16 protein-coding genes are annotated in these 20,214 nt (G+C 39.6%); 11 read left to right on the top strand and 5 right to left on the bottom strand.

All coding sequences use genetic code 11. The features are described 5' to 3' along the window. Positions 1-191: 191 nt before the first annotated feature. Positions 192-440 (top strand): LasU family protein, encoded by a 249-nt coding sequence (locus FHQ08_RS13305; protein WP_407929208.1) that lies wholly within the window; start codon positions 192-194, stop codon positions 438-440. Positions 441-550: 110 nt separating this feature from the next. Here the strand turns inward: FHQ08_RS13305 and FHQ08_RS09910 are convergent, their stop codons facing one another. Next, a complete protein-coding gene (locus tag FHQ08_RS09910) occupies positions 551-748 on the bottom strand; it encodes a hypothetical protein (protein ID WP_230914257.1) in 198 nt (65 codons plus the stop codon). A 262-nt stretch (positions 749-1,010) separates the two neighbouring features. Between FHQ08_RS09910 and rfbB the strand changes: the two genes are divergently transcribed. Further along, positions 1,011-1,982 (top strand): dTDP-glucose 4,6-dehydratase, encoded by a 972-nt coding sequence (gene rfbB, locus FHQ08_RS09915; protein ID WP_230914258.1) that lies wholly within the window; start codon positions 1,011-1,013, stop codon positions 1,980-1,982. A 101-nt stretch (positions 1,983-2,083) separates the two neighbouring features. On the opposite strand, the gene hisJ is transcribed toward rfbB, so the two are convergent. Both hisJ and FHQ08_RS09925 read right to left on the bottom strand, forming a co-directional pair. Then, entirely contained in the window at positions 2,084-2,923 is an 840-nt protein-coding gene (hisJ, locus tag FHQ08_RS09920) for a histidinol-phosphatase HisJ (protein ID WP_230914259.1), read from the bottom strand. 10 nt (positions 2,924-2,933) lie between these two features. After that, positions 2,934-4,325, bottom strand: coding sequence for an amino acid permease (locus tag FHQ08_RS09925; protein WP_230914260.1), 1,392 nt, complete (start codon positions 4,323-4,325; stop codon positions 2,934-2,936). A gap of 698 nt (positions 4,326-5,023) precedes the next feature. Here FHQ08_RS09925 and gltB point away from each other — a divergent pair. Together gltB and FHQ08_RS09935 are read left to right on the top strand one after the other, a co-directional pair. After that, a complete protein-coding gene (gene gltB / locus FHQ08_RS09930; RefSeq protein WP_407929210.1) occupies positions 5,024-9,499 on the top strand; it encodes a glutamate synthase large subunit in 4,476 nt (1,491 codons plus the stop codon). A 16-nt stretch (positions 9,500-9,515) separates the two neighbouring features. Next, a complete protein-coding gene (locus FHQ08_RS09935) occupies positions 9,516-10,955 on the top strand; it encodes a glutamate synthase subunit beta (protein ID WP_230914261.1) in 1,440 nt (479 codons plus the stop codon). 106 nt (positions 10,956-11,061) lie between these two features. Here FHQ08_RS09935 and FHQ08_RS09940 read toward each other — a convergent pair whose 3' ends face one another. Then, positions 11,062-12,084 carry a glycoside hydrolase family 43 protein gene (locus FHQ08_RS09940; protein WP_230914262.1) on the bottom strand — a complete coding sequence of 341 codons (1,023 nt, stop codon included), beginning with the start codon at positions 12,082-12,084 and terminating at the stop codon, positions 11,062-11,064. Between the two features lie 246 nt (positions 12,085-12,330). Between FHQ08_RS09940 and FHQ08_RS09945 the strand changes: the two genes are divergently transcribed. From FHQ08_RS09945 to FHQ08_RS09970, 6 genes are all read left to right on the top strand, one after another. Then, complete coding sequence (locus FHQ08_RS09945) at positions 12,331-13,938, top strand: peptide ABC transporter substrate-binding protein (RefSeq protein WP_230914263.1); 1,608 nt, start codon at positions 12,331-12,333, stop codon at positions 13,936-13,938. A gap of 38 nt (positions 13,939-13,976) precedes the next feature. After that, the gene (locus tag FHQ08_RS09950; RefSeq protein ID WP_230914264.1) at positions 13,977-15,053 is read left to right on the top strand and encodes a mandelate racemase/muconate lactonizing enzyme family protein; all 1,077 of its coding nucleotides are present in this window, start codon (positions 13,977-13,979) and stop codon (positions 15,051-15,053) included. 6 nt (positions 15,054-15,059) lie between these two features. Beyond that, positions 15,060-17,141, top strand: coding sequence for a CocE/NonD family hydrolase (locus FHQ08_RS09955; RefSeq protein WP_230914265.1), 2,082 nt, complete (start codon positions 15,060-15,062; stop codon positions 17,139-17,141). Positions 17,142-17,220: 79 nt separating this feature from the next. Beyond that, complete coding sequence (locus FHQ08_RS09960) at positions 17,221-17,493, top strand: hypothetical protein (protein ID WP_230914266.1); 273 nt, start codon at positions 17,221-17,223, stop codon at positions 17,491-17,493. 10 nt (positions 17,494-17,503) lie between these two features. Next, positions 17,504-18,430 carry a LacI family DNA-binding transcriptional regulator gene (locus FHQ08_RS09965; RefSeq protein ID WP_230914267.1) on the top strand — a complete coding sequence of 309 codons (927 nt, stop codon included), beginning with the start codon at positions 17,504-17,506 and terminating at the stop codon, positions 18,428-18,430. A gap of 149 nt (positions 18,431-18,579) precedes the next feature. Continuing rightward, positions 18,580-19,014, top strand: coding sequence for an Hsp20/alpha crystallin family protein (locus FHQ08_RS09970; protein ID WP_230914268.1), 435 nt, complete (start codon positions 18,580-18,582; stop codon positions 19,012-19,014). A 155-nt stretch (positions 19,015-19,169) separates the two neighbouring features. Here FHQ08_RS09970 and FHQ08_RS09975 read toward each other — a convergent pair whose 3' ends face one another. Continuing rightward, on the bottom strand, positions 19,170-19,598 hold the full coding sequence (locus tag FHQ08_RS09975; RefSeq protein WP_230914269.1) for a universal stress protein: 429 nt from the start codon (positions 19,596-19,598) through the stop codon (positions 19,170-19,172). A 208-nt stretch (positions 19,599-19,806) separates the two neighbouring features. Here FHQ08_RS09975 and FHQ08_RS09980 point away from each other — a divergent pair, with 208 nt between their 5' ends. After that, entirely contained in the window at positions 19,807-20,208 is a 402-nt protein-coding gene (locus FHQ08_RS09980; RefSeq protein ID WP_230914270.1) for a hypothetical protein, read from the top strand. Positions 20,209-20,214: the final 6 nt, after the last annotated feature.

Raw genomic sequence — 20,214 nt, forward strand, 5'->3', positions numbered from 1 at the left:
GTAGATTGTTTGCGTAGCGATACCATATTCCTCGGCTAACGAATCGATCGAGTGACCAGATTGGTTGAGGTCAAGGATCATCTTCTTGAAATCTTCATCAAATGTTTTTCTCTTTTTGGTCATTTTGGACACGTCCTATTCTTAGTAGTTAGATTCTACCAAACCGTGTCCATGAAATCATCCTAACATCAGTGATTGGCCTGTTATTTTATGCGTGGCTAGCACCAGGGCTAGCGACTGCAACACAAATAAATTTGGTCGTATTTAGTGTCGTTTTTTTAGGCTTATATACATTTTTCACTGTCGCGGTTTCAAGTTTGGTTTATGGTTATCACAATGAGAAGCCATTAGCTAAGAATAAAAAAATTTTTCTCGGCTATATGTCTACAATCCTTGTGGTGGTGTTGCTTGGTTCGATTTATATGATGAATCATAATTAAAATTTAGACTTAAATTAAGCACAGAAAAAGGCTAAAAACAAAGTATAAATTTTGTTTTTAGCCACTTTTTAATTACGGATAATTTTGGTTAAAACGTGTGCCACTTTTTGTTAGTCACTTTTATTTTTGGTTTCTAACTGTACAAATTGGACGATAAATTTGACGAGATAATACATTAGAATCAAACCTAAAATTACAAAGATTGTAATTCGAATAAGGTTGGTACTGAGAAATAACCAGATTAGTAAAAAGCCGAGTGCAATAATGACGGTATCCAATGAATCCGATTGTTTTTGACGGCGCCGCACGATAACCCCTCCTTGTTTTGCAAGTCAAAGGTGCTTAAGCCAACATTAATCAATGAAAACCTGAGTATGTAGATCAGAAAGATAAGTAAAATACGTTTCTTAGATTACCAATTTATTAAAAATATGGCAAGTGTGTTACAAAAAATTTCATGTTTTGGTCATAAAATAAATTAGTTTTGTTCACGTTTGTTCAGCTTGATTTCGGCTTGTATCGCTATTCAATAAATGGGTAAAATAAACGTAACATAGGAAGGTGATTAAGATGCGTCTACTGGTAACAGGTGGCTCTGGTTTTATTGGCAGTAACTTTATTCATTGCCTTTTACAGAGACACCCTGATAATTTTATCGTCAATTTGGATAAAATAACTTATGCCGCTAACCCTAATTCACTGGCTGACGTGGCTAGTCAAGCGAATTATCGTTTTGTTCAAGGCGATATCTTGAACACAGCGTTGGTCACATATGTGATGCAGCAGTATAAGTTGGAGGCTATCATAAATTTTGCCGCGGAATCCCATGTGGATCGCAGTATTACGGATCCTGATATTTTTGTGCAAACAAACGTTTTAGGGACGCAGCATTTGTTAGATGTTGCCCTAAAAATGAAGGTCAATCGTTTTTTGCAAGTTTCTACAGATGAAGTTTATGGTGAACTAGGTGAAACGGGACAATTTACAGAAAGTAGTCCACTCCAACCGCATAGCCCCTATTCTGCTGCTAAAGCAGCTGCCGATTTATTAGTGCAGGCCTATCATCGTACTTACCAGTTACCAACGAACATTACGCGTTGTTCCAATAATTACGGCCTTTATCAACATCCAGAAAAGCTGATTCCTAAATTTGTAACGCATGCTCTGACAAAGCAACCGCTGCCACTTTATGGTAATGGGATTAATGTGCGCGATTGGATCCATGTTCAAGATCATTGTCGGGCACTTTATTTGGTTTTGACACGAGGAAAGATCGGTGAAACTTATAATATTGGCAGTCATCATGAATTAACAAACCAAAAAATAGCCGAGCTCATTATACGTGAACTCGGCTTGAATTTAAACTTAATTAAATACGTGGCTGATCGGCCAGGGCATGACCAGCGCTATGCCATGGATCCAACTAAAATTGAGCATGAATTAGGTTGGCGACCACGAGTTGATTTCAAGCAAGGTTTAAAGCAAACGATTGCTTGGTATCAGAATCATTCAGAATGGTGGCAATATTTTGCAAAAGCGTAACTATTTCAAGCATTGATGAATTGTGTCAGATAATCCTGTAATTGGTGGTTATCTGCTAATTAGATAAAGTTATTGCTTTTTGGAATACAGTTAAGGTTAAATTATGCATTTAAAAAATCGATCAAATGATGGCCATGGCCAACTTCAGCAATAGAGTGGGCGTCAGAGCCATAGATTAGCGGAATACCAAAGGATTGAGCTAGTTTAATTAATTCGGGATAAGGATATACTTCATTACACCAAGGTTTATATAGACCAGATACATTGAAATCTAAAGCCCAATTCGCACGTTTCAACTGGTTGAAGAGCGTACGAACTTTGCGCATATTATGCTCATCAAAAACCAATGGCATCTGAAAATAATCTTGAAATTTTTTGATCAAGGTCATGTGTCCAAGACGTTTAGGTGCGTGGGGACCTAAATCTGTCGCAACAGCCTGTTGTAAAGCATCTAAATAGTGACCATAGATTGATTGCGCATCGGCTGTTTCTCGCCGAAAACCGGCTTGAAATTCAGTAGGGGTGTAATCAACACCATAAAATTTGGCATTTGTGCCCTTCATGAAATGAACTGATAAGATACCATCATTTAGTTCGGTACCATATTCTTCAAGAAAATCACGGGTCCAGTCGATATGAGTCGGCAAAAAATCAAATTCAAAACCCAAGTTGATCTTTAAATCGTGCCGGTATTTATGTTGTAAGCTGTGTATTTTTTGTAAATAGGCAGGGAGATCGGTTAGAGCCATCGCCCCAGTATCAAAGGTATCTAGCGCCCCACCCAGTTCTGCACGAAAATCAGGTGGCAACGGCGCGTGTTCCGTCACAGAGTAAGACTTAAAACCGAGTTTGATAGCCTTTCGGATCATCAGTTCGACGTCATCGCCACTACCATGTTGGCAAAACTCAGTATGTGTGTGACCATCTTGGTTAGGTATCATTTGAACACCCCTATTCTAACGGCTTATTTTTGACAGTTTGAGCATCAGATTTGCGATAAATACTTTGATAAATGACGAACATCAGTAAAAATACAATAATTGAAATACTCATCGCAAGGCGTGTGTCAGGATTGAATAGTAAAAAGACTAATATTCCAATAAAGAATAGCAGACTTAAATAATCACTAAATGGATAAAGGGGCATGGTAAAGTTAGCGACGCCTTTAGGATTTTTTTGCCGATATTTTAAATGGCACCAAAGTAGAATGAGCCACACTAAAACAAAATTAATGGTTGAGACACTGGAGATTAATGTAAAGATACTGGCAGGCATCAGGTAGTTCAAAACAACGATCACTAACAGGATCAATGTCGAAACATTTAAAGAAAAGTTTGGCACGCCATTTTTACCGAGTTGGGTAAATTTTGATGAAGCGTTACCACCTTGTCCTAATGCGTGTAAGGTGCGGCTCGTACTAAACAAACAACTATTGGTGGCGGACATTGCTGCTGTTAGAACAACAAAGTTCAAAATTGCGGCGGCACCAGGCACACCAATACCGGCAAAGACTTGGACAAAGGGGCTGGCAGAAGTTGTGATCTTATGCCAAGGATAGACGCTCATGATAGCAATCATTGAACCAACATAGAATAAACCAATTCGAATTGGCAAACTATTGATGGCTTTAGGCAAATTTTCGGCAGGATTGTCTGTTTCGCCAGCAGTTAAACCCACCATCTCAATCCCAACAAAGGCAAAAACAACCATTTGAAAAGACATGAGAAAGCCATAGCTGCCTTTGGGGAAAATACCACCATGATTAACTAAATTACTGAAACTAGCAGGGGAACCACTGACCCGGACGTGGCAAATAGCTAGGATAAAACCGACGGCCACCAGTAAAATAATCGCGATAACTTTAATCAAAGAAAACCAAGATTCCATTTCCCCAAATAACCGGACATTGACCATATTGGCTGCAAACAAGAATAGCAAGATGACTAAAGGAGCCACCCATTGAGGCAAATTTGGCAACCAATATTTAATGTAAATGCCAGTTGCTGTCAAGTCAGCCATGGCTAAACTGATCCAACAGAACCAGTAAGTCCAACCGGTAACAAATTCAAAGCGATCGCCTAAGTAGGTTTTTACAAAATCAAGAAATGAATGTTTGTCAGTATCAGATAGCAGTAATTCACCAATAGCACGCATCATAAAGAAACAAAAGATGCCCACAATCAAATAAGAAAGGATGATTGAGGGTCCAGAAGTATGGATGGCACTACCAGAGCCCAAGAACAAACCAGTACCAATCGCACCACCAATAGCAATCATCTGAATATGGCGGCTTTGCAAGGAACGGGACAAGGTAGGTCGAACGGATGCTTGTTTTTGAGACATATTGTTTGCTCCTAAGGTTTAATTTCTAATACATGACAAGTGATTTATACGGCAAACGGCCAATAATGAACGAAAAAAAGCCCCTAGTACATTCCTGATGTACTAGGGGCGAATAGTAATTCGCGGTTCCACCCAAGTTTTACGAAAGTGATCGTATCTTTGATAGTTGCTAAAGGTAACCAACCTAAAATGAAACGCCATAAACCATACCGACTTTCAGCAAACGTCGGCTCTCTGCCATGAAATTAGATGACTTTCACTTTAAAACATCCAGACAAAAAAGTCAACTAGTAAAATTAAAAAATGATGAGTTATCTTAGTTTGGTGTTGCTAGATTTAATGGTTCATACATGGTTTCAATTGACAATTCAGTTGAATTGGCACATACACAGCTAAAAATAGTGGAAAGTGGCTGAGACAAAACTAACGTTTTTGTTTTCAGCCACTTGTTAATTAAGAATATTCATTACTTAAACGTATGCTAAAAAGGAATTTCCTCACCTAAAGACGAATCACTCAAATGGAAAATCCCACCATTTATCGTGATTTTTGTTAGTGCTCGGCCACTGACTGCCTTTTAGCTCATTCGCCATAGGGAATTCCCTAATAGTTTAAATAAACAGCCTTAAAAATTAGAAAAAGGATTGAATAATTAAAAAACAATGAGTATTATTATCTTTAATCATAATTTAAAGTGGGTGAACATTATGCATGAAAGTGATCAGTTACTATATGATCCACGCTACGAGCACGATGCTTGTGGTATGGGCTTTATCACACAGATGGATGGTCAAAAAAGCCATGATCTGATTGAAAAAGCTTTAACTATGCTGCATCGTATGAATCATCGTGGCGGTACAGGTGCTGAGCCTGATACTGGCGATGGTGCCGGTATCTTACTTCAAGTTCCCGATGAATTTTTTAGAAAAGAAGCACAAACGTTAACAATAGATTTACCATCGCTGGGTGATTATGCGGTTGGCCAGTTTTTTATGCCTAAACCAACAACTGAGCGCGATGCCGTCATTGCCTCAGCAACTGAAGAAATTGAAAATAGAGGTTTTCATGTTTTAGGACATCGCTTGGTCCCATTCGTTTATGATGCTTGTGGTCCGACAGCACAGCAGACAATGCCAAGTTTTGTTCAATTTTTCATTGCTCGACCGAATGACGTGGCTCGAGGACGACAGTTTGAGGACAGTTTATATGAACTCCGCCGTCATTTAGAAAAAAATTTTTCAGCTGCGACTGAACTAAGTATTGCTTCTTTGTCTAGTCGAACGATCGTTTACAAAGGTATGCTGCATGCTTATCAGGTTGGTCTTTTCTATCCTGATTTGCACGATGAAACTATGACTTCTGCCATTTGCTTAGTACATTCACGATTTTCCACTAATACTTTTCCAAGTTGGGATCGAGCCCAGCCTTATCGTTATTTAGCTCATAATGGTGAAATCAATACCCTCAAGGGTGCTGAAAATTGGATGACTGCGCATAATATTGAAATCTATAATGAAGAGAACTCTGATTCTGCCAAATTAGAGAATTGCATGGAATACCTTTATCATCATGGTCGAGATATTCCTGAAGCTTTATTGATGATGGTGCCTGAAGCTTGGTCTAAAGCTAAAACAATGGACCCAAAGCAACGGGCCTTTGATGAATACAATGAAAGTTTTATGTCACCTTGGGATGGGCCAGCTGCACTTTGTTTCACTGACGGTGTCCAAGTTGGTGCTGCCTTAGATCGTAACGGGTTGCGACCTTCTCGTTATTTGATGACTAAGAGCGGTCTATTTGTGGTTGCTTCTGAATCTGGTGTTGTAGATATCATGCCTGAAGATGTGGTCAAAAAGGGTATTCTTGGTCCGGCTGAAATGATTTTGGTGGATACTAATACGGGCACTTTTTTAGACACGCAAGCAATTAAAGCTAAGTATGCCAATCAGTATCCATTTGAACAATGGCTCAAAGACAATCAGATCGATTTGCAGCAACTACCCATAGCAACACAGCTAAAACCCATGAGTAAGACGGCTGTTCAAACGATGTGGCGCCGGAATGGTTACACGGAAGATATCATTCAAGATGCGATCATCCCAATGGCTACTAAGGGTGAAGAGCCAATTATCTCAATGGGGTTTGATTCACCATTGGCAGTTTTAAGCAAACGCTCGCAATCATTATTTACTTATTTCAAGCAACAATTTGCACAAGTGACGAATCCACCAATTGATGCTATTCGAGAAGATTACTTTATTGGTACAGAAATGTTTTTGGGTCAGGATAAAGATATTACCCGTAATATTCCAGAGAATGCCCGCAAAATTAAATTGGCTGAGCCAATTCTAGATGATGATCAATTTGCAAAATTGACGCATATTACTAAAGAAGATTTTAAAGCGGCAACAGTCAGTTTGGGCTATGCCAGTCAGGAACCGACAACACATAGTTTGGAACATGCTTTAGACGATATGTTTCGCCAAGCCGAATATGAAATTGATCATGGCGCGGCTTTGTTAATTTTATCTGATCAGGGCATTGATGAATCGCAATTGGTCATTCCCACATTACTGGCCACCGCGGGCTTAAATCATTATTTGGTAGAAAAAGGTAAGCGTGGTTTGGCTTCAATCATTGTAGCCAGTGCAGAACCTTGCGAGATTCATCATTATGCGACTTTGCTTGGTTATGGTGCTTCAGCAATTTATCCTTACGGTGCCTATGAAACTTTAAGATATTACGAGATGGCTGCCGCAATTCCTAAATACATCAAAGGATGTGTCAAAGGCATCATTAAAATTATGAGTCGCATGGGGATTTCTACCATAAATGGCTATCAAGGCGCTCAATTGTTTGAAGCCATTGGGTTATCTTCAAAAGTTGTCAATACTTATTTTCCTGGGACCCCAAGCCGTATCGAAGGTATCGATCTAATGACGATTGAACAAGAATACTATCAGCGTTATGAAAAGGCGTATGGCCCCGATCAAAAGGACCCACTTGCTTCTGGTGGCAGTTTCAAATATCGGACCACGGGAGAACATCACTTATTCAATCCAATTTCACTATTTAAATTTCAAGATGCTGTGCGAACAGGAAACTACAAGTTATTTAAAGAATACACAGCTGAGATGGATGCTGAAGCCCTTAAAACACCGACAACATTACGTTCAGTTTGGCATTTGAAGCCTAGTGAAACACCAGTGGCGCTTGCAGAGGTCGAACCAGTTTCAGAAATCGTGAAGCGTTTTAAGTCTGGAGCGATGAGTTATGGCGCCATTTCTGAAGAAGCTCATGAAACGATTGCTCAAGCCATGAACGAAATTGGTGGTAAGAGTAATTGTGGTGAAGGTGGCGAAAATCGGAATCGGTTCAAATTACAAGCAGATGGCCGCAATCTTAATAGTAAAATCAAACAAGTTGCTTCGGCACGATTTGGTGTCAATGCCGAGTACCTTATGAGTGCGGAAGAAATTCAAATCAAGATGGCACAAGGGGCAAAGCCGGGTGAAGGGGGCCAATTAGCAGCCAGTAAAAATTACCCGTGGGTTGCTGAATGTCGTGGGGCCACACCAGGTGTACGGTTGATTTCACCACCACCACATCATGATATTTACTCCATCGAAGATCTTAAACAGCTGATCTATGACCTTAAACAAATCAATCCCTATGCTAAAATTACGGTTAAGTTAGTTGCCAGTACTGGCGTTGGTACAATTGCCGCTGGTGTGGTTAAAGCTGGCGCTGATAAAATTGTCATTTCCGGTTACGATGGCGGCACTGGTGCTGCACCAAGAACATCTGTCCGTGATGCCGGTTTGCCTTGGGAGATGGGTTTAGCAGATGCGCATCAAACCTTATCATTGAATCATTTACGTCAGCGGGCGACTTTAGAGACGGATGGCAAATTGATGACTGGTCGTGATATTGCCGTAGCGATTTTACTTGGTGCTGAAGAATTTAGCTTTGCTTCTTTAACGCTTTGTGCGATTGGTTGTATTATGATGCGGGTTTGCAGCTTAAATACTTGTCCAACCGGTATTGCAACCCAAAACCCTAAATTGCGTCAAAACTTTGTCGGCCGACCAGAAGATATTAAGCATATGATGTATTTCCTAGCCGAAAATTTACGGGAAATTATGGCCAAACTTGGTTATCGGACAATTGATGAAATGGTTGGGCATACGGAGCATTTACAGCCTCGGTTTATTCCAACTGGTAAGGCAAAGTTCTTGAATTTTGATCGTATTTTAGGCCAATCACTTGGTATCAAACGCAAACAAAAAGATCCGTTTGCTGAGAAATACCATTGGCAAGAATTAGACCAATTTGCCGAACAAGCCATGCAACAAATTGATGATACTGTCGTTAATCTACCAATCAATAACGTTCAAAGAGCAGTTGGAACACGTATGGGTGGTTGGATTGCCCAACATTTTGGCAATCAGACAGTTAAACCCGGAAAAATCAAGTATCACTTTACAGGCGTTGCCGGTCAGAGTTTTGGTGCTTTTATTACCCAGGGCCTAGAACTTAAATTAGTTGGTGAAGCTAATGACTATGTTGGCAAGGGGTTAAGTGGCGGCCGGTTGATCGTACAGGCACCTACAACCGCAGCTGATGTTTACAGTAACAGTCCAATCGTTGGTAACGTCGCTTGTTTTGGTGCTACCAGTGGTGAAGCTTATTTCAACGGTCGGGCTGGCGAACGTTTCTGTGTCCGTAATTCTGGTGCTGATGTTGTTGCTGAAGGTATCGGCGATCACGGCTGTGAATATATGACTGGTGGGCATGCCCTAATCCTTGGAACAACCGGAGCTAATTTTGGTGCAGGTATGTCTGGTGGCATTGCCTACGTTTATGACCCTGATCAGACTTTTAAACAACATGTGAATTTGGACATGGTCGACCTATTACCGTTAGATACAGCTGATCAAGCAAAGGTAAAAGACATGTTGGAGAAGCACTTAGAATATACGCATTCCGCCAAAGCACAAGAAATTTTAGATGCCTTTACTTATATGATTGCTGATTTTGTTAAAGTTTATCCTAAGGACTTCCATCGGATCAATGATATTTTAGCTAATTTGGCCAACGATGAAACGAAACAAAACGAAAGTCAGGATGCCATTTTAGAAGAAGCCTTTGAGATTGCAACAAATCAAAAGTAAGTAAGGAGGAAATGCCATGTCAGATCCGTTTGGTTTTATGAAATATGATCGTCAAGATAATCCTTATCGACCAATTAAGGACCGCATTAAAGATTTTAATGAATTAGAAGTCGAATTAGACGAAAAAACGCGGCGTGAGCAGGCAGCACGCTGTATGAACTGTGGGGTACCCCATTGTCATCATGGGATTTTCTATGGTGGTGGTCGTGCCGTTGGCGGTTGTCCTAATGACAATTTAATCCCAGAATGGCAGAATTTAATTTATGAACAACGAGATAAAATGGCTTTTCAACGGTTAACGTTGACAAATCCTTTGCCTGATTTTACCGGACTAGTCTGCCCGGCACCATGCGAGCTAAGTTGTAATGAAGCTTTACATGGTAAGGGGATTACGATCCGTAATAATGAACACTTTATTATTGAAACGGCTTTTAAACATAATTGGGTTAAAGATCAAGGCATGCCTGCTATCCGCAATCATTTTAAAGTGGCTGTTGTTGGCAGTGGGCCTTCTGGTTTGGCAGCAGCATGGCGTTTAAACCAGCTCGGCTTTAATGTGACTGTTTTTGAAAAGTCGGATAAACCTGGTGGCTTGTGTATGTATGGCATTCCAAACATGAAATTGCCAAAAGCAATTGTGGCACGTCGAATCGCAGTAATGAAGGCAGTCGGTATCAACTTTAAAGTAAATACTGAAGTCGGTGTTGATATCACTAAGGCTGAGTTAAAAGCTAACTTTGATAAGATTATCGTCTGCATTGGTGCCGGCACACCAAGAGATATGGCCTTAGATCATGACCAGATAAATGAAGTTAAATTTGCGGTGGATTTCTTAACGCAAGCAACTAAGTCTTTGGAAAACAACGGTGTCAAAGCTGGTCAGAGACTAGCTGGTAAAAAAGTTATCGTCGTTGGCGGTGGCGATACAGGAAATGATTGTATTGCAACTGCGATTCGTCTAGGTGCTACGAATATTAAACAACTGGAGATTACACCAGAGCCGCCAACACAACGGCCTGATGGTAATCCTTGGCCCGAATACCCGATGACCAAACGCGTTGGCTATGGGCAGGCGGAAGCAGAAGCAATTAATGGGCATACCATTTCTGAGTATGAAAAAACAATTACTGGGTTTCAAACTAAGGATGGTAAATTGGTGAGTGTCACAATTTCACAAGTGAAAAACTTTAAGCCAATTCCAGGCACAGCTGTAGAAGTACCTTGTGATTTAGTACTTTTAGCAATGGGTTTTACCGGGCCGCAAAAAAATGTATTAGAGTCTTTAGGCGTCGAAACAGTTTATGATAAATATCGGACAAATGATGCACAAATTTATGTTGCGGGTGATGCCCGCCGGGGGCCGTCACTGGTCATTTGGGCCATTCGTGAAGGTCGGCTTTGCGGACAAACTGTTGCTGATACCTTGGCCCGTGTAGAACAACGGCAAATGGTTTGACAGTAATCTGTGTATATTATTTGACATTACATTTAAAATAAACACCCGAGAATATGGATTCCATGTTCTCGGGTGTTTATTTTTATCTATATTGTATGAAGATTTGTTAGAATGGCCATCTTTGTACTAAACGATTGTATTCATCTTCAGTAATTGGTAAGACAGAACCGTGACGGGCACCATCAGGAATTGAATAATCTTTAGGGTCCAATTTATTGAAAACACCACTATCGATATTGTCAGAAACATATGGTTCATAACCATTATCGTTATAGTGATCTAACAACAAGACCCACTTGTTCTGACCGTAAAGTTTATATGTTTCCGGACCTTCAACGTCTTTTAAATTACTCAATAACTCGGAGTAAATTGGCGTGCCTTGAGGATCTGTTAAAGCATTAACCCGGTCTTCATAGACGTGTTTTGAGTTTTCATTTTTGACAAAGCGCACAAAATGGTCATTGTTTTGAAATACCGTCGCATCAATCCGACTTTGTCCGGTTGGTGCAATGTAAGGAACAGCCTGGCTGAAATTCTTGAAATCACTAGTTCTAGAAGCCCAGATAGATAAATCTTTGTAATTATCCTCACTGTTAGACTCCGCCCAGTAAACTAAATAATTCTGCTGGATGGGATCCCAAATTGCTTCAGGTGCCCAAGTGCAGCCAGCATCGCCAGAAGCAATGGTTGAATAATCATAACCCCAACCGGTGAGGTCACTACTGCTCATAGAAAGAATAGAACGCTTGGCTGTCCCGATACCACGAGAATCATCCCAACTGGTAGCTAAGATGTGAAAACTACCATCTTTAGCACGCAAGATAAACGGATCACGCACCTGATGATTTTGAATTGGTAGTGTAGGTTGATCATGATTTAAAGCCTGATAGTGTAATCCGTCTTTGCTAACGGCAAAGTGAATTTGCTGATCGTTAGGCTTGTATTTTAATGATTTGAAATAGACAAATAAGTAGTGATTATAAACAGGTTGGTCATTGGCATCAGCCTGCGCCGTCGTTACTTGATTATCAAAATTCCCTGGACCAAAAAAAGTGAATAATGCTACAAAAGCTGCTAATAAAAGTAATTTATAATAACGCCCAGTAGCTTTAACATTTAACCTTAACATATTTACTGTCCTCCAAGACTATTAATGCAGATTCATAAACTCAAATAATTCCAGTTTTCATTATATAATATTCACAACTCTATGCCTGTTACATCTAAGTTAATTTCTGATTACAAAGCTTCAACTCTAAATCCTACTCATAAGTCCCTTGATATTATTGACTTTATGAAAAAAATGAGATATATTACAATAAATTAATTTTAGATTATAAAGTTATAAAATAATTAAAATTGGAGGAGCTAACAATTGAAACACTTAACAACTAAGTATTTTGTGATTCTGGTTATCATTTTGTCAGCCTTAATTGGTTCACCTAATTTAGCTATGGCAGAAAATGAGAAAACTCTAAATGTTACAGTTACTACACCCGCAGCAACAGCAGATCCATCTAATTTTTCCGATGCTGCAAGTGCGGATATCATGACCCAGACCATGACAGGATTATATCAGCTTGATAATCATGGCAAAGTAATCCCCGGAATTGCCACTAAGATCGTGTCACCCACCAATAATGGCAAAGTTTATACATTTGAGTTGCGCCATTCAAAATGGTCTAATGGTGAACCAGTAGTCGCCGATGACTTTGTTTATGCTTTACGTAGAATGGCCGATCCCCAGACAAAGTCGCAAATTGCCCAAATGCTGATAAATATTCAAAATTTCAAGGCAGCAATGACCGGTAAGGCAAAACCTGACACGATTGGCGTCAAGGCTTTGAGCAAATATAAACTTCAAATTACCCTGGCAAAACCGACACCTTATTTGAATACACTGTTAGCTTTAGTTGTTTATCCGCTGAATCAAAAAGCAGTGACAAAGTATGGTTCCAAATATGGTACCAATAGCCAATCTATTCTAACGAATGGCGCCTATAAGTTAGCAAATTGGAATTCGACCGCTGAAAAATGGGATTATATTAAGAACAATAATTACTTTGATGCAAAAGACGTCCATATTCAAAAAGTACATACACAAGTCATTAAAGACAGTAATACGGGCTATAATCTTTTTTCGGATGGTAAAGTCCAGGAAACGAGTCTTTCAGGAACAATGGCACGACAGAATGAGCATGACCCTGAATTAACCTATCAAAAATCAGCTCAATTGTATTATTTAGCTTATAACGCGCAAAAAAAAGCTACTGGAAATTTAGATTTTCGTAGAGCGGTCGCTTATGCAATCAATCGCAAAGCGTTAACAAACAATGTTTTACAAGATGGATCAATTCCGGCATATAACATGATTCCTACGGGATTAGCTACAAATAGCAAGAACCAAGACTTTTCTAAGGCATCGGGTAAAGACGTGACTTATGATAAACACAAAGCCCAGCAATATTGGCAAGCAGCCCAGAAAAAGTTAGGGAAAAAGGTTTCGGTCTCTTTATTGACGAGTGATGAAGACAGTGCCAAAAAAATCGCCGATTATCTTCAAGGCCAGTTACAGCAGACTTTAAAGGGGCTTTCAGTTCATATTGTAACGAATCCAGCCCAGCAGAAATTACAACAACAAGTTAAAGGCAATTTTGAGATGACTGTGCAGGGCTTTGGTTCGGGTGTCAATGATCCAATTGACTATTTGAATTTTTCTAGTGCTGGTAATAGTTTTAACTTTGGCCGCTACCATAATCAAGCATATGAAGCCGTCATGACAAAAGTAAATAGTAATGAAGATGCAAATAATGCAGATAAGCGTTGGCAAGATATGTTACGTGCTTCGAAATTACAGATGACACAGCAGCCAGTGACACCGCTATATCAAAAACGAACCCCGCGATTAATTAATAAACAGGTGAAAAACTTGAATTATTTAATGTTGATTGATGCTCAATATCGCTATGCAACCTACAAATAAATCAGGCTAAATTTTTTTGGATAGGTCGGAATATTTTTATGAAAATTAAACGAATTGATTCAAAAGTTGTTAAGGTACCTTTTAAAGCACCAGTAAAAGTGGCTTTCAAGACAATCACCGCCCAAGAAATCGTCTTATTACGGATTCAGACCGACACGGCGCTCGAAGGATTTGGTGAAGTTAGTACGATCAAAGAGGTGACTGGTGAAACTACGGCAGATATTATGGCTTTTTTAAAAGCTGTGACGCCGCTATTGTTGGATCAGGAAACTTCAGCAATTGAAACCATCCACCAAATAATGACGGCATTTTCGGTAGGCCATAGTGCCGCAAAAGCTGGGATTGACCTTGCTTTATATGATCTGTTAGGCAAACAGGCTGGGCTACCTTTATATCGCTTACTAGGTGGTGACAATTCAACTGTCAAAAGTGACATAACGTTAGGTATTGACACACCAGAAGTAATGGCTATGAAAGCAAAAAAATTAGTGGCTGCCGGTTTTGACGAATTAAAGCTCAAAGTTGGTATTGATGATGAAGCTGATTACACTGCCGTTAAAGCTGTTCGAGAAGCGGTAGGACCAAGTGTGAACCTTAAAATCGATGCCAATCAAGGTTGGACAGTCAAGCAAACGTTGCAAATGGCAGCTCGTTTGGAAAAATATAATATTATAGCAATTGAGCAACCACTGCCGCACTGGCAAATGGCAGACAATCGACTGATTCGTGCTGCGATGCCACAGCAATTGATGTTAGATGAATCTGTACATACGCCTCATGATGCGATCCAAGCGATACGACAGGACGCAACGGATATCATCAATATCAAATTGATGAAGTCGGCCGGTATTTTTGGGGCTCAAGCAATTAATAGTATTGCCGAAGCAAGTGGCGTGCCTTGTATGATCGGATGCATGGCCGAAACACGGCTAGGTATCGCCGCCGCTTTGCATTTTGCTGCTGCAAAAACAAATGTACATTATGTTGACCTAGACAGTTATTTATTTTTTAAAGAAACAGCCTATATCAGAGGTGGATTTGAACATGAAGGTGGTCGCTACCAACTTTTGGAAGCACCAGGTATTGGGGTTGAAATTAATTTTGAAGAGGTTTAACGATAAATGATCAAACAACTAAATGGTTATCTTTCAGGATTCAATTTGCTAAAAATTTATTTTGAAGGGCAACAGATATTTATCTCAGAACGTTTTGGGTCAACAGCTAAATGGTCAAAAAAAAGACAGCCTAGTACTGAGGACTATCAGCAAATATCTAAGTTTTTAAATAATGATGCTTTGAAAATTATAGATAATTGGCAGGCACAAGCATTATTCGTTGCAGCAGCTGATTTCAAAAAAACGGCCGATATTTCAACAACAACGCCTTGGGGTGGCCGTTATAGTCAAAAAGATGCGCATTACTGGTATGAGCGTCAGCACAAGTTTGCCCGGGATATGGTTATTGTTAACAATGAATTGGTTGGCCTGCAAATAATTAGTGACGATAAAACAGTCGTCTTGATTGCCCCTGGGTTTGAAGATGAAACTGTTTTGCATCAATGGCGGGTTCAACACTTGTTCAACTTGGAACCTAAAGCAATTACGACAACCACGACGATGGTTCCGATGACAGATGGTATTGAATTAGCTACTGATATTATCCTGCCGCGGGAGGGGCACACCCCCAATGCTACAATTTTGATTCGGACACCTTATAATCGTGAAAATTATGTTGATAAATATGCAATTTTTGCGAAACATGGCTATTCAGTTGTTGTTCAAGATGTTCGTGGCCGTAATCAGTCCCAAGGTAACTGGCAACTGTTTCGTCACGAGACAGAAGATGGCAATGATACGCTCAATTGGATCGCGGATCAGCCCTGGTCTAATGGTTCAATTGGGATGATTGGCGGTTCTTATTTAGGTTATGTTCAGTGGGCTGCTGCTGTGAACAATAACCCGCATTTAAAAGCGATTGTCAGCCTGGTAACTGCAGGTGGGCCATTCACAGATGCTCTGCGAAAGGGAGGCTCATTGGTTTCGGCACTTTTGCCCCTGATGTTTGCCTGGAAAGATAAACATTTTGAGCCAACGCAAATGGTTCGTAAGGATTGGACAGCGTTGTTAGACCACCGACCGATCCAAGAAATACCACTACTTGCGCTGGGCAAAGAATTACCTTATCTTAATGAAATTTTAGCCCATGATCGTGATGATGGTTTCTATACACCAATGGATTGGTATGCTAAAAGGCAAGCTATTCACGTCCCAGCTTTTATTCAATCGGGCTGGTTTGACGATGATGGCGTTGGCACGACCGAAGCAATTCGGGCAACAAATGATTATGAAAAAGGTCAACGACAAATTGTTTTAGGACCTTGGCTTCATGGCGGCAATGCCCAGTACGATTTAGGCGGCTATGTTTTAGGTCCAAATGCGTTACGGCCAGAAATGGATCTAAAACATTTACAATGGTTTGACCATTTTCTAAAGGGATATGATAACGGCATTGAAGTACAGCCAACGGTTACTTACTATCGGCTGAATGCTGATCAATGGATCAGTCAAGAAGCGTTTAATTTAGACGAACATCAAGAAAAACTATATTTAGATGCAAAGAAGCAAACGTTGTTGCAGCAAGCACCTGATTCAGAATCAATAAAGTATAACTTTGATTCCAATGAACCAACGCCATATTTAGCCGATTTGTCTAGTAACGAGGCTGCATTTGTTGCTGATTATGCTGCTGTGGAAAAACGTCAAGATTTAGTTTGCTTCACGTCACCAGTTTTAAAACAGTCAAGAGCGATTGCCGGTGTATTTACTGTTGGCATTTATGCTGCAAGTTCAGCGGTGGATACCGATTGGGTCGTGCGATTAACGGACGTTTATCCCGATGGCCGATCCATTGCGCTGGCCGATGGCGTACTCAACGGGCGCTTTCGAGCTAAGGATTGGGCACATCCCGAGTATTTGGAACCAGAAAAGCGGTATTATTTTGAAATTGAAACGTCAAAAGTTGCTGCTTTAATTAAAGCCGGGCATGCCTTGCGATTAGAGATTGCCAGTGGTGCCAAAAATCTCTTATTTACGAATAGCAATACCAAAGCTGGTTTCAATGGCACTAAATCTCAAATTGCGCATCAGACGATCTACACGGGTAAAAACCAATTATCATTTGTTGCGGTACCTTGGGTCAATTAAATTTAAAGTAAAAGGGCCTTGCTAAGAAACGCGTTTCATACATTATACTCAGTTTGTAATCAAGAAAGGAGTCATTCTCATGAATACTTACCTCATGATTCAAACTGAACAGGGCCCAGTCTATTGTTATGCTGATCTACAATTTGATACACAAAAGTTAACGTTAAAAGTAGATCAAGGTTTTCGAGCACGCCGTTACCAAGTTCCTTTATCTGAGATTCATCACATTGTCGTCGATGATTATCTAAGTGCCACTCGGGTTAGTTTTAATGATGCTCATGAAAATTTGTACGTTTTCTTCCAGAATGGCGATGCTGTGATAAACTATTTAAGAGAGAATCTTTATGTCTAGAGGTTAAATTATGGCGAACATTCGCGATATTGCCAAGGCGACGGGGTATTCTGTTTCAACAGTTTCACGCGTGCTTAATAACTATCCTTATGTTGATGAAGCCAAGCGTAAGCGTGTTTTACAAGTTATTAAAGAATTAAATTACGTGCCCAATCATGTGGCACGTAATTTGAGTTACGGTAAAACCAACAATATTGGCGTAATCATTCCTTATACGAACCATCCATATTTTGATCAGTTATTGAGTGGCATTACAGAAATGGCTTTTGAACACCATTATAAGGTGACCCTACTGCCAACAAATTATGACGCCAAAATAGAGCAGGCGTATCTAGAAGAATTTGCGGCAAAAAGCTTTGATGGGCTGATTATCACTTCTAGATCGAATTCGTTGCCCCATTTATTAAGTTTTAAAAAATACGGTTCATTAGTTTTTTGTGAAAAGTTACCACATCGTCAAGGCCCTTGTGTCTATATTGATCGAGAACATGCACTTGCTGAAGGCATTCGTTACTTACAAGACCAAGGTGTGCAGCATTTGGGTGTCACGCTAGGTCGACACAGTCGAATCAGTTATACCTCGAAAGTCACAATTGAAGCAGTACAACGATTCTATCCTAATTTTGACGTTGAGCAGGATATTTATTGGAACTGTTTAGACCCAATCATGGGTTACGATGCGGGCCAGTATTTCTATAAACATGGATTTGATGGCATCCTGACGAATACCGATTTGGTTGCGGCTGGCGTTTTGAAGGCCTATCCGACACAGAAGCACCCTAAAATTGTTGGCCGTGATAATTTGATTGTGAGTGATTTATTGCAAATTCCAACAATCGATAATCATTTGAAGCAATGTGGTGAACAGGCTTTTGAGTTGTTTTATCAAGAGAAGTCCGATCAGATTCGCATTCCATATAAGTTTATTTTGCGGTAAAAAATATTTTTAGCACTCGCTTAACACGAGTGCTAATTTGTGCTACTATATAGTTGTAAAGGGAAAGGAACCAAGAGGTTAAAGCCTCAGTTCCCAGTCATTGACTGCCTTTTAGCCAAGAAAAAATTTTTGAAAGGAAGTTTTGGACTATGGCTAATGAAGTACAACGTCGTCGTAATTATGATTGGGGTTTGGATCCATTCTTTGATAATTTGCAACATCGTTTTCTTGATTCAATGTTCCCAGAGGATATGAATCAAAATTTGAAGACAGATATTCAAGAAACGGATAAGAGCTATATTTGCGAAGTTGATTTACCTGGTGTTGAAAAGAATGATATCCATATGAATTATAATGATGGTATTTTGAACATTAATGCCAAGAAACAATCTTTTGTAGATCATGATGATAAGAATGGTAATATGATGCTTTCCGAACGCAGTTATGGTGCTTTGAGTCGGAGTTATCGGTTGCCAAATGTTGATGCTAGCAAGATTAAAGCAGAATTCAATAACGGCGTTTTGAAAGTTACACTACCTAAATTGACGGAAATTCAAAATGGTAGCAATATTGACATTCAGTAATTAGTTCAAATCCAATAAATTGAAACTTTATTATAATTGATACCAATGATATAAGGTATCGGAGCAAAATTAACGTTTTGTTTCCGATGCCTTATTTATTTTCTGATTCATGCTATTTTCTAAAGGTAGTGGTTGTACTTAATCTGGTAAAGTTATCATTTTTCGATCAAAAGGACATTAGTTTTCGCATTTTCGGCAACATATCTGGCCGTTGCACCAACTAACAAACGGGCTAAGCGATTCGTGCCTGTTTTACCCATCACAATTAAATCGGGTTGTAGTTGCTTGACCATTTGATCGGTAATAACGCTGCGGGGATCGCCTTCTTTGAGGAAGGTTTGGTAGGTGATATTAGGGTAATTCCGCGCGATTTTTTCAGCAGTCTGTAATAGTTTTGTCCCAATTTCGTGTATATCAGGGGTTGAGACCTGATACGCAGAATCACTAGCCACATAAACATGCTTAGCAACCACGGTTAAAATAAAAATTTTGGCGTGCAGCGTTTCGGCTAAATTACAGGCGTTTTTCAATGCCAGTAGAGAACGTTCGCTGCCATCAATGGGTACTAATATTTTTTGAAACATAACGGAACCTCCTTGATGTTTTTGAAAGCGGATTCTAATTAGATTATATCAGGGCTCAAGGCTGATTAAAAAATATTTTAAGGGTAAAGCCAAATACTTTTAAAAAAATAAAAGTTAATTTATAAAAAATGGTTCAAAAAATAGGTTTCAATCTGATATATTTGATTTTAATAAGCGGCGCCGTTTTCAGGTATGGTGGAGGAAGACTATGAAATATAGACGTAAAGATCAATTGGATTCATTAGAGTTAAAGCATAACTATCATCAAATTGCAGAAGATACTTATGTATTTGAAGCATCAAACCAGTGGAATAGCGCCATCAAAATCACTTTGGTTATTCATGATTTTCAAAAACAATTGGCAAGCATATCTGACAATGGCTGGACAATTAGCCTATTTGATTGTCAATGTTTAAGCTATGTGCAAAAAAAATATTTTTTGAATCAATTAAGGGCCTATAATATTCAAATTGATGAGACTTTTGAGTTATATAAAGAAGTTCATTTTAAAGCTCTGGATGTTGAACTAGAGGCAATGTTTCGTATCATTCAGCGAATCAAGGCAATTTGTGCTTCTAATCCAGCTGAAACGGCTATTGATTTTGAATAATTGAGT

Source organism: Agrilactobacillus fermenti, from assembly GCF_021030645.1.
Lineage (GTDB): Bacteria > Bacillota > Bacilli > Lactobacillales > Lactobacillaceae > Agrilactobacillus > Agrilactobacillus fermenti.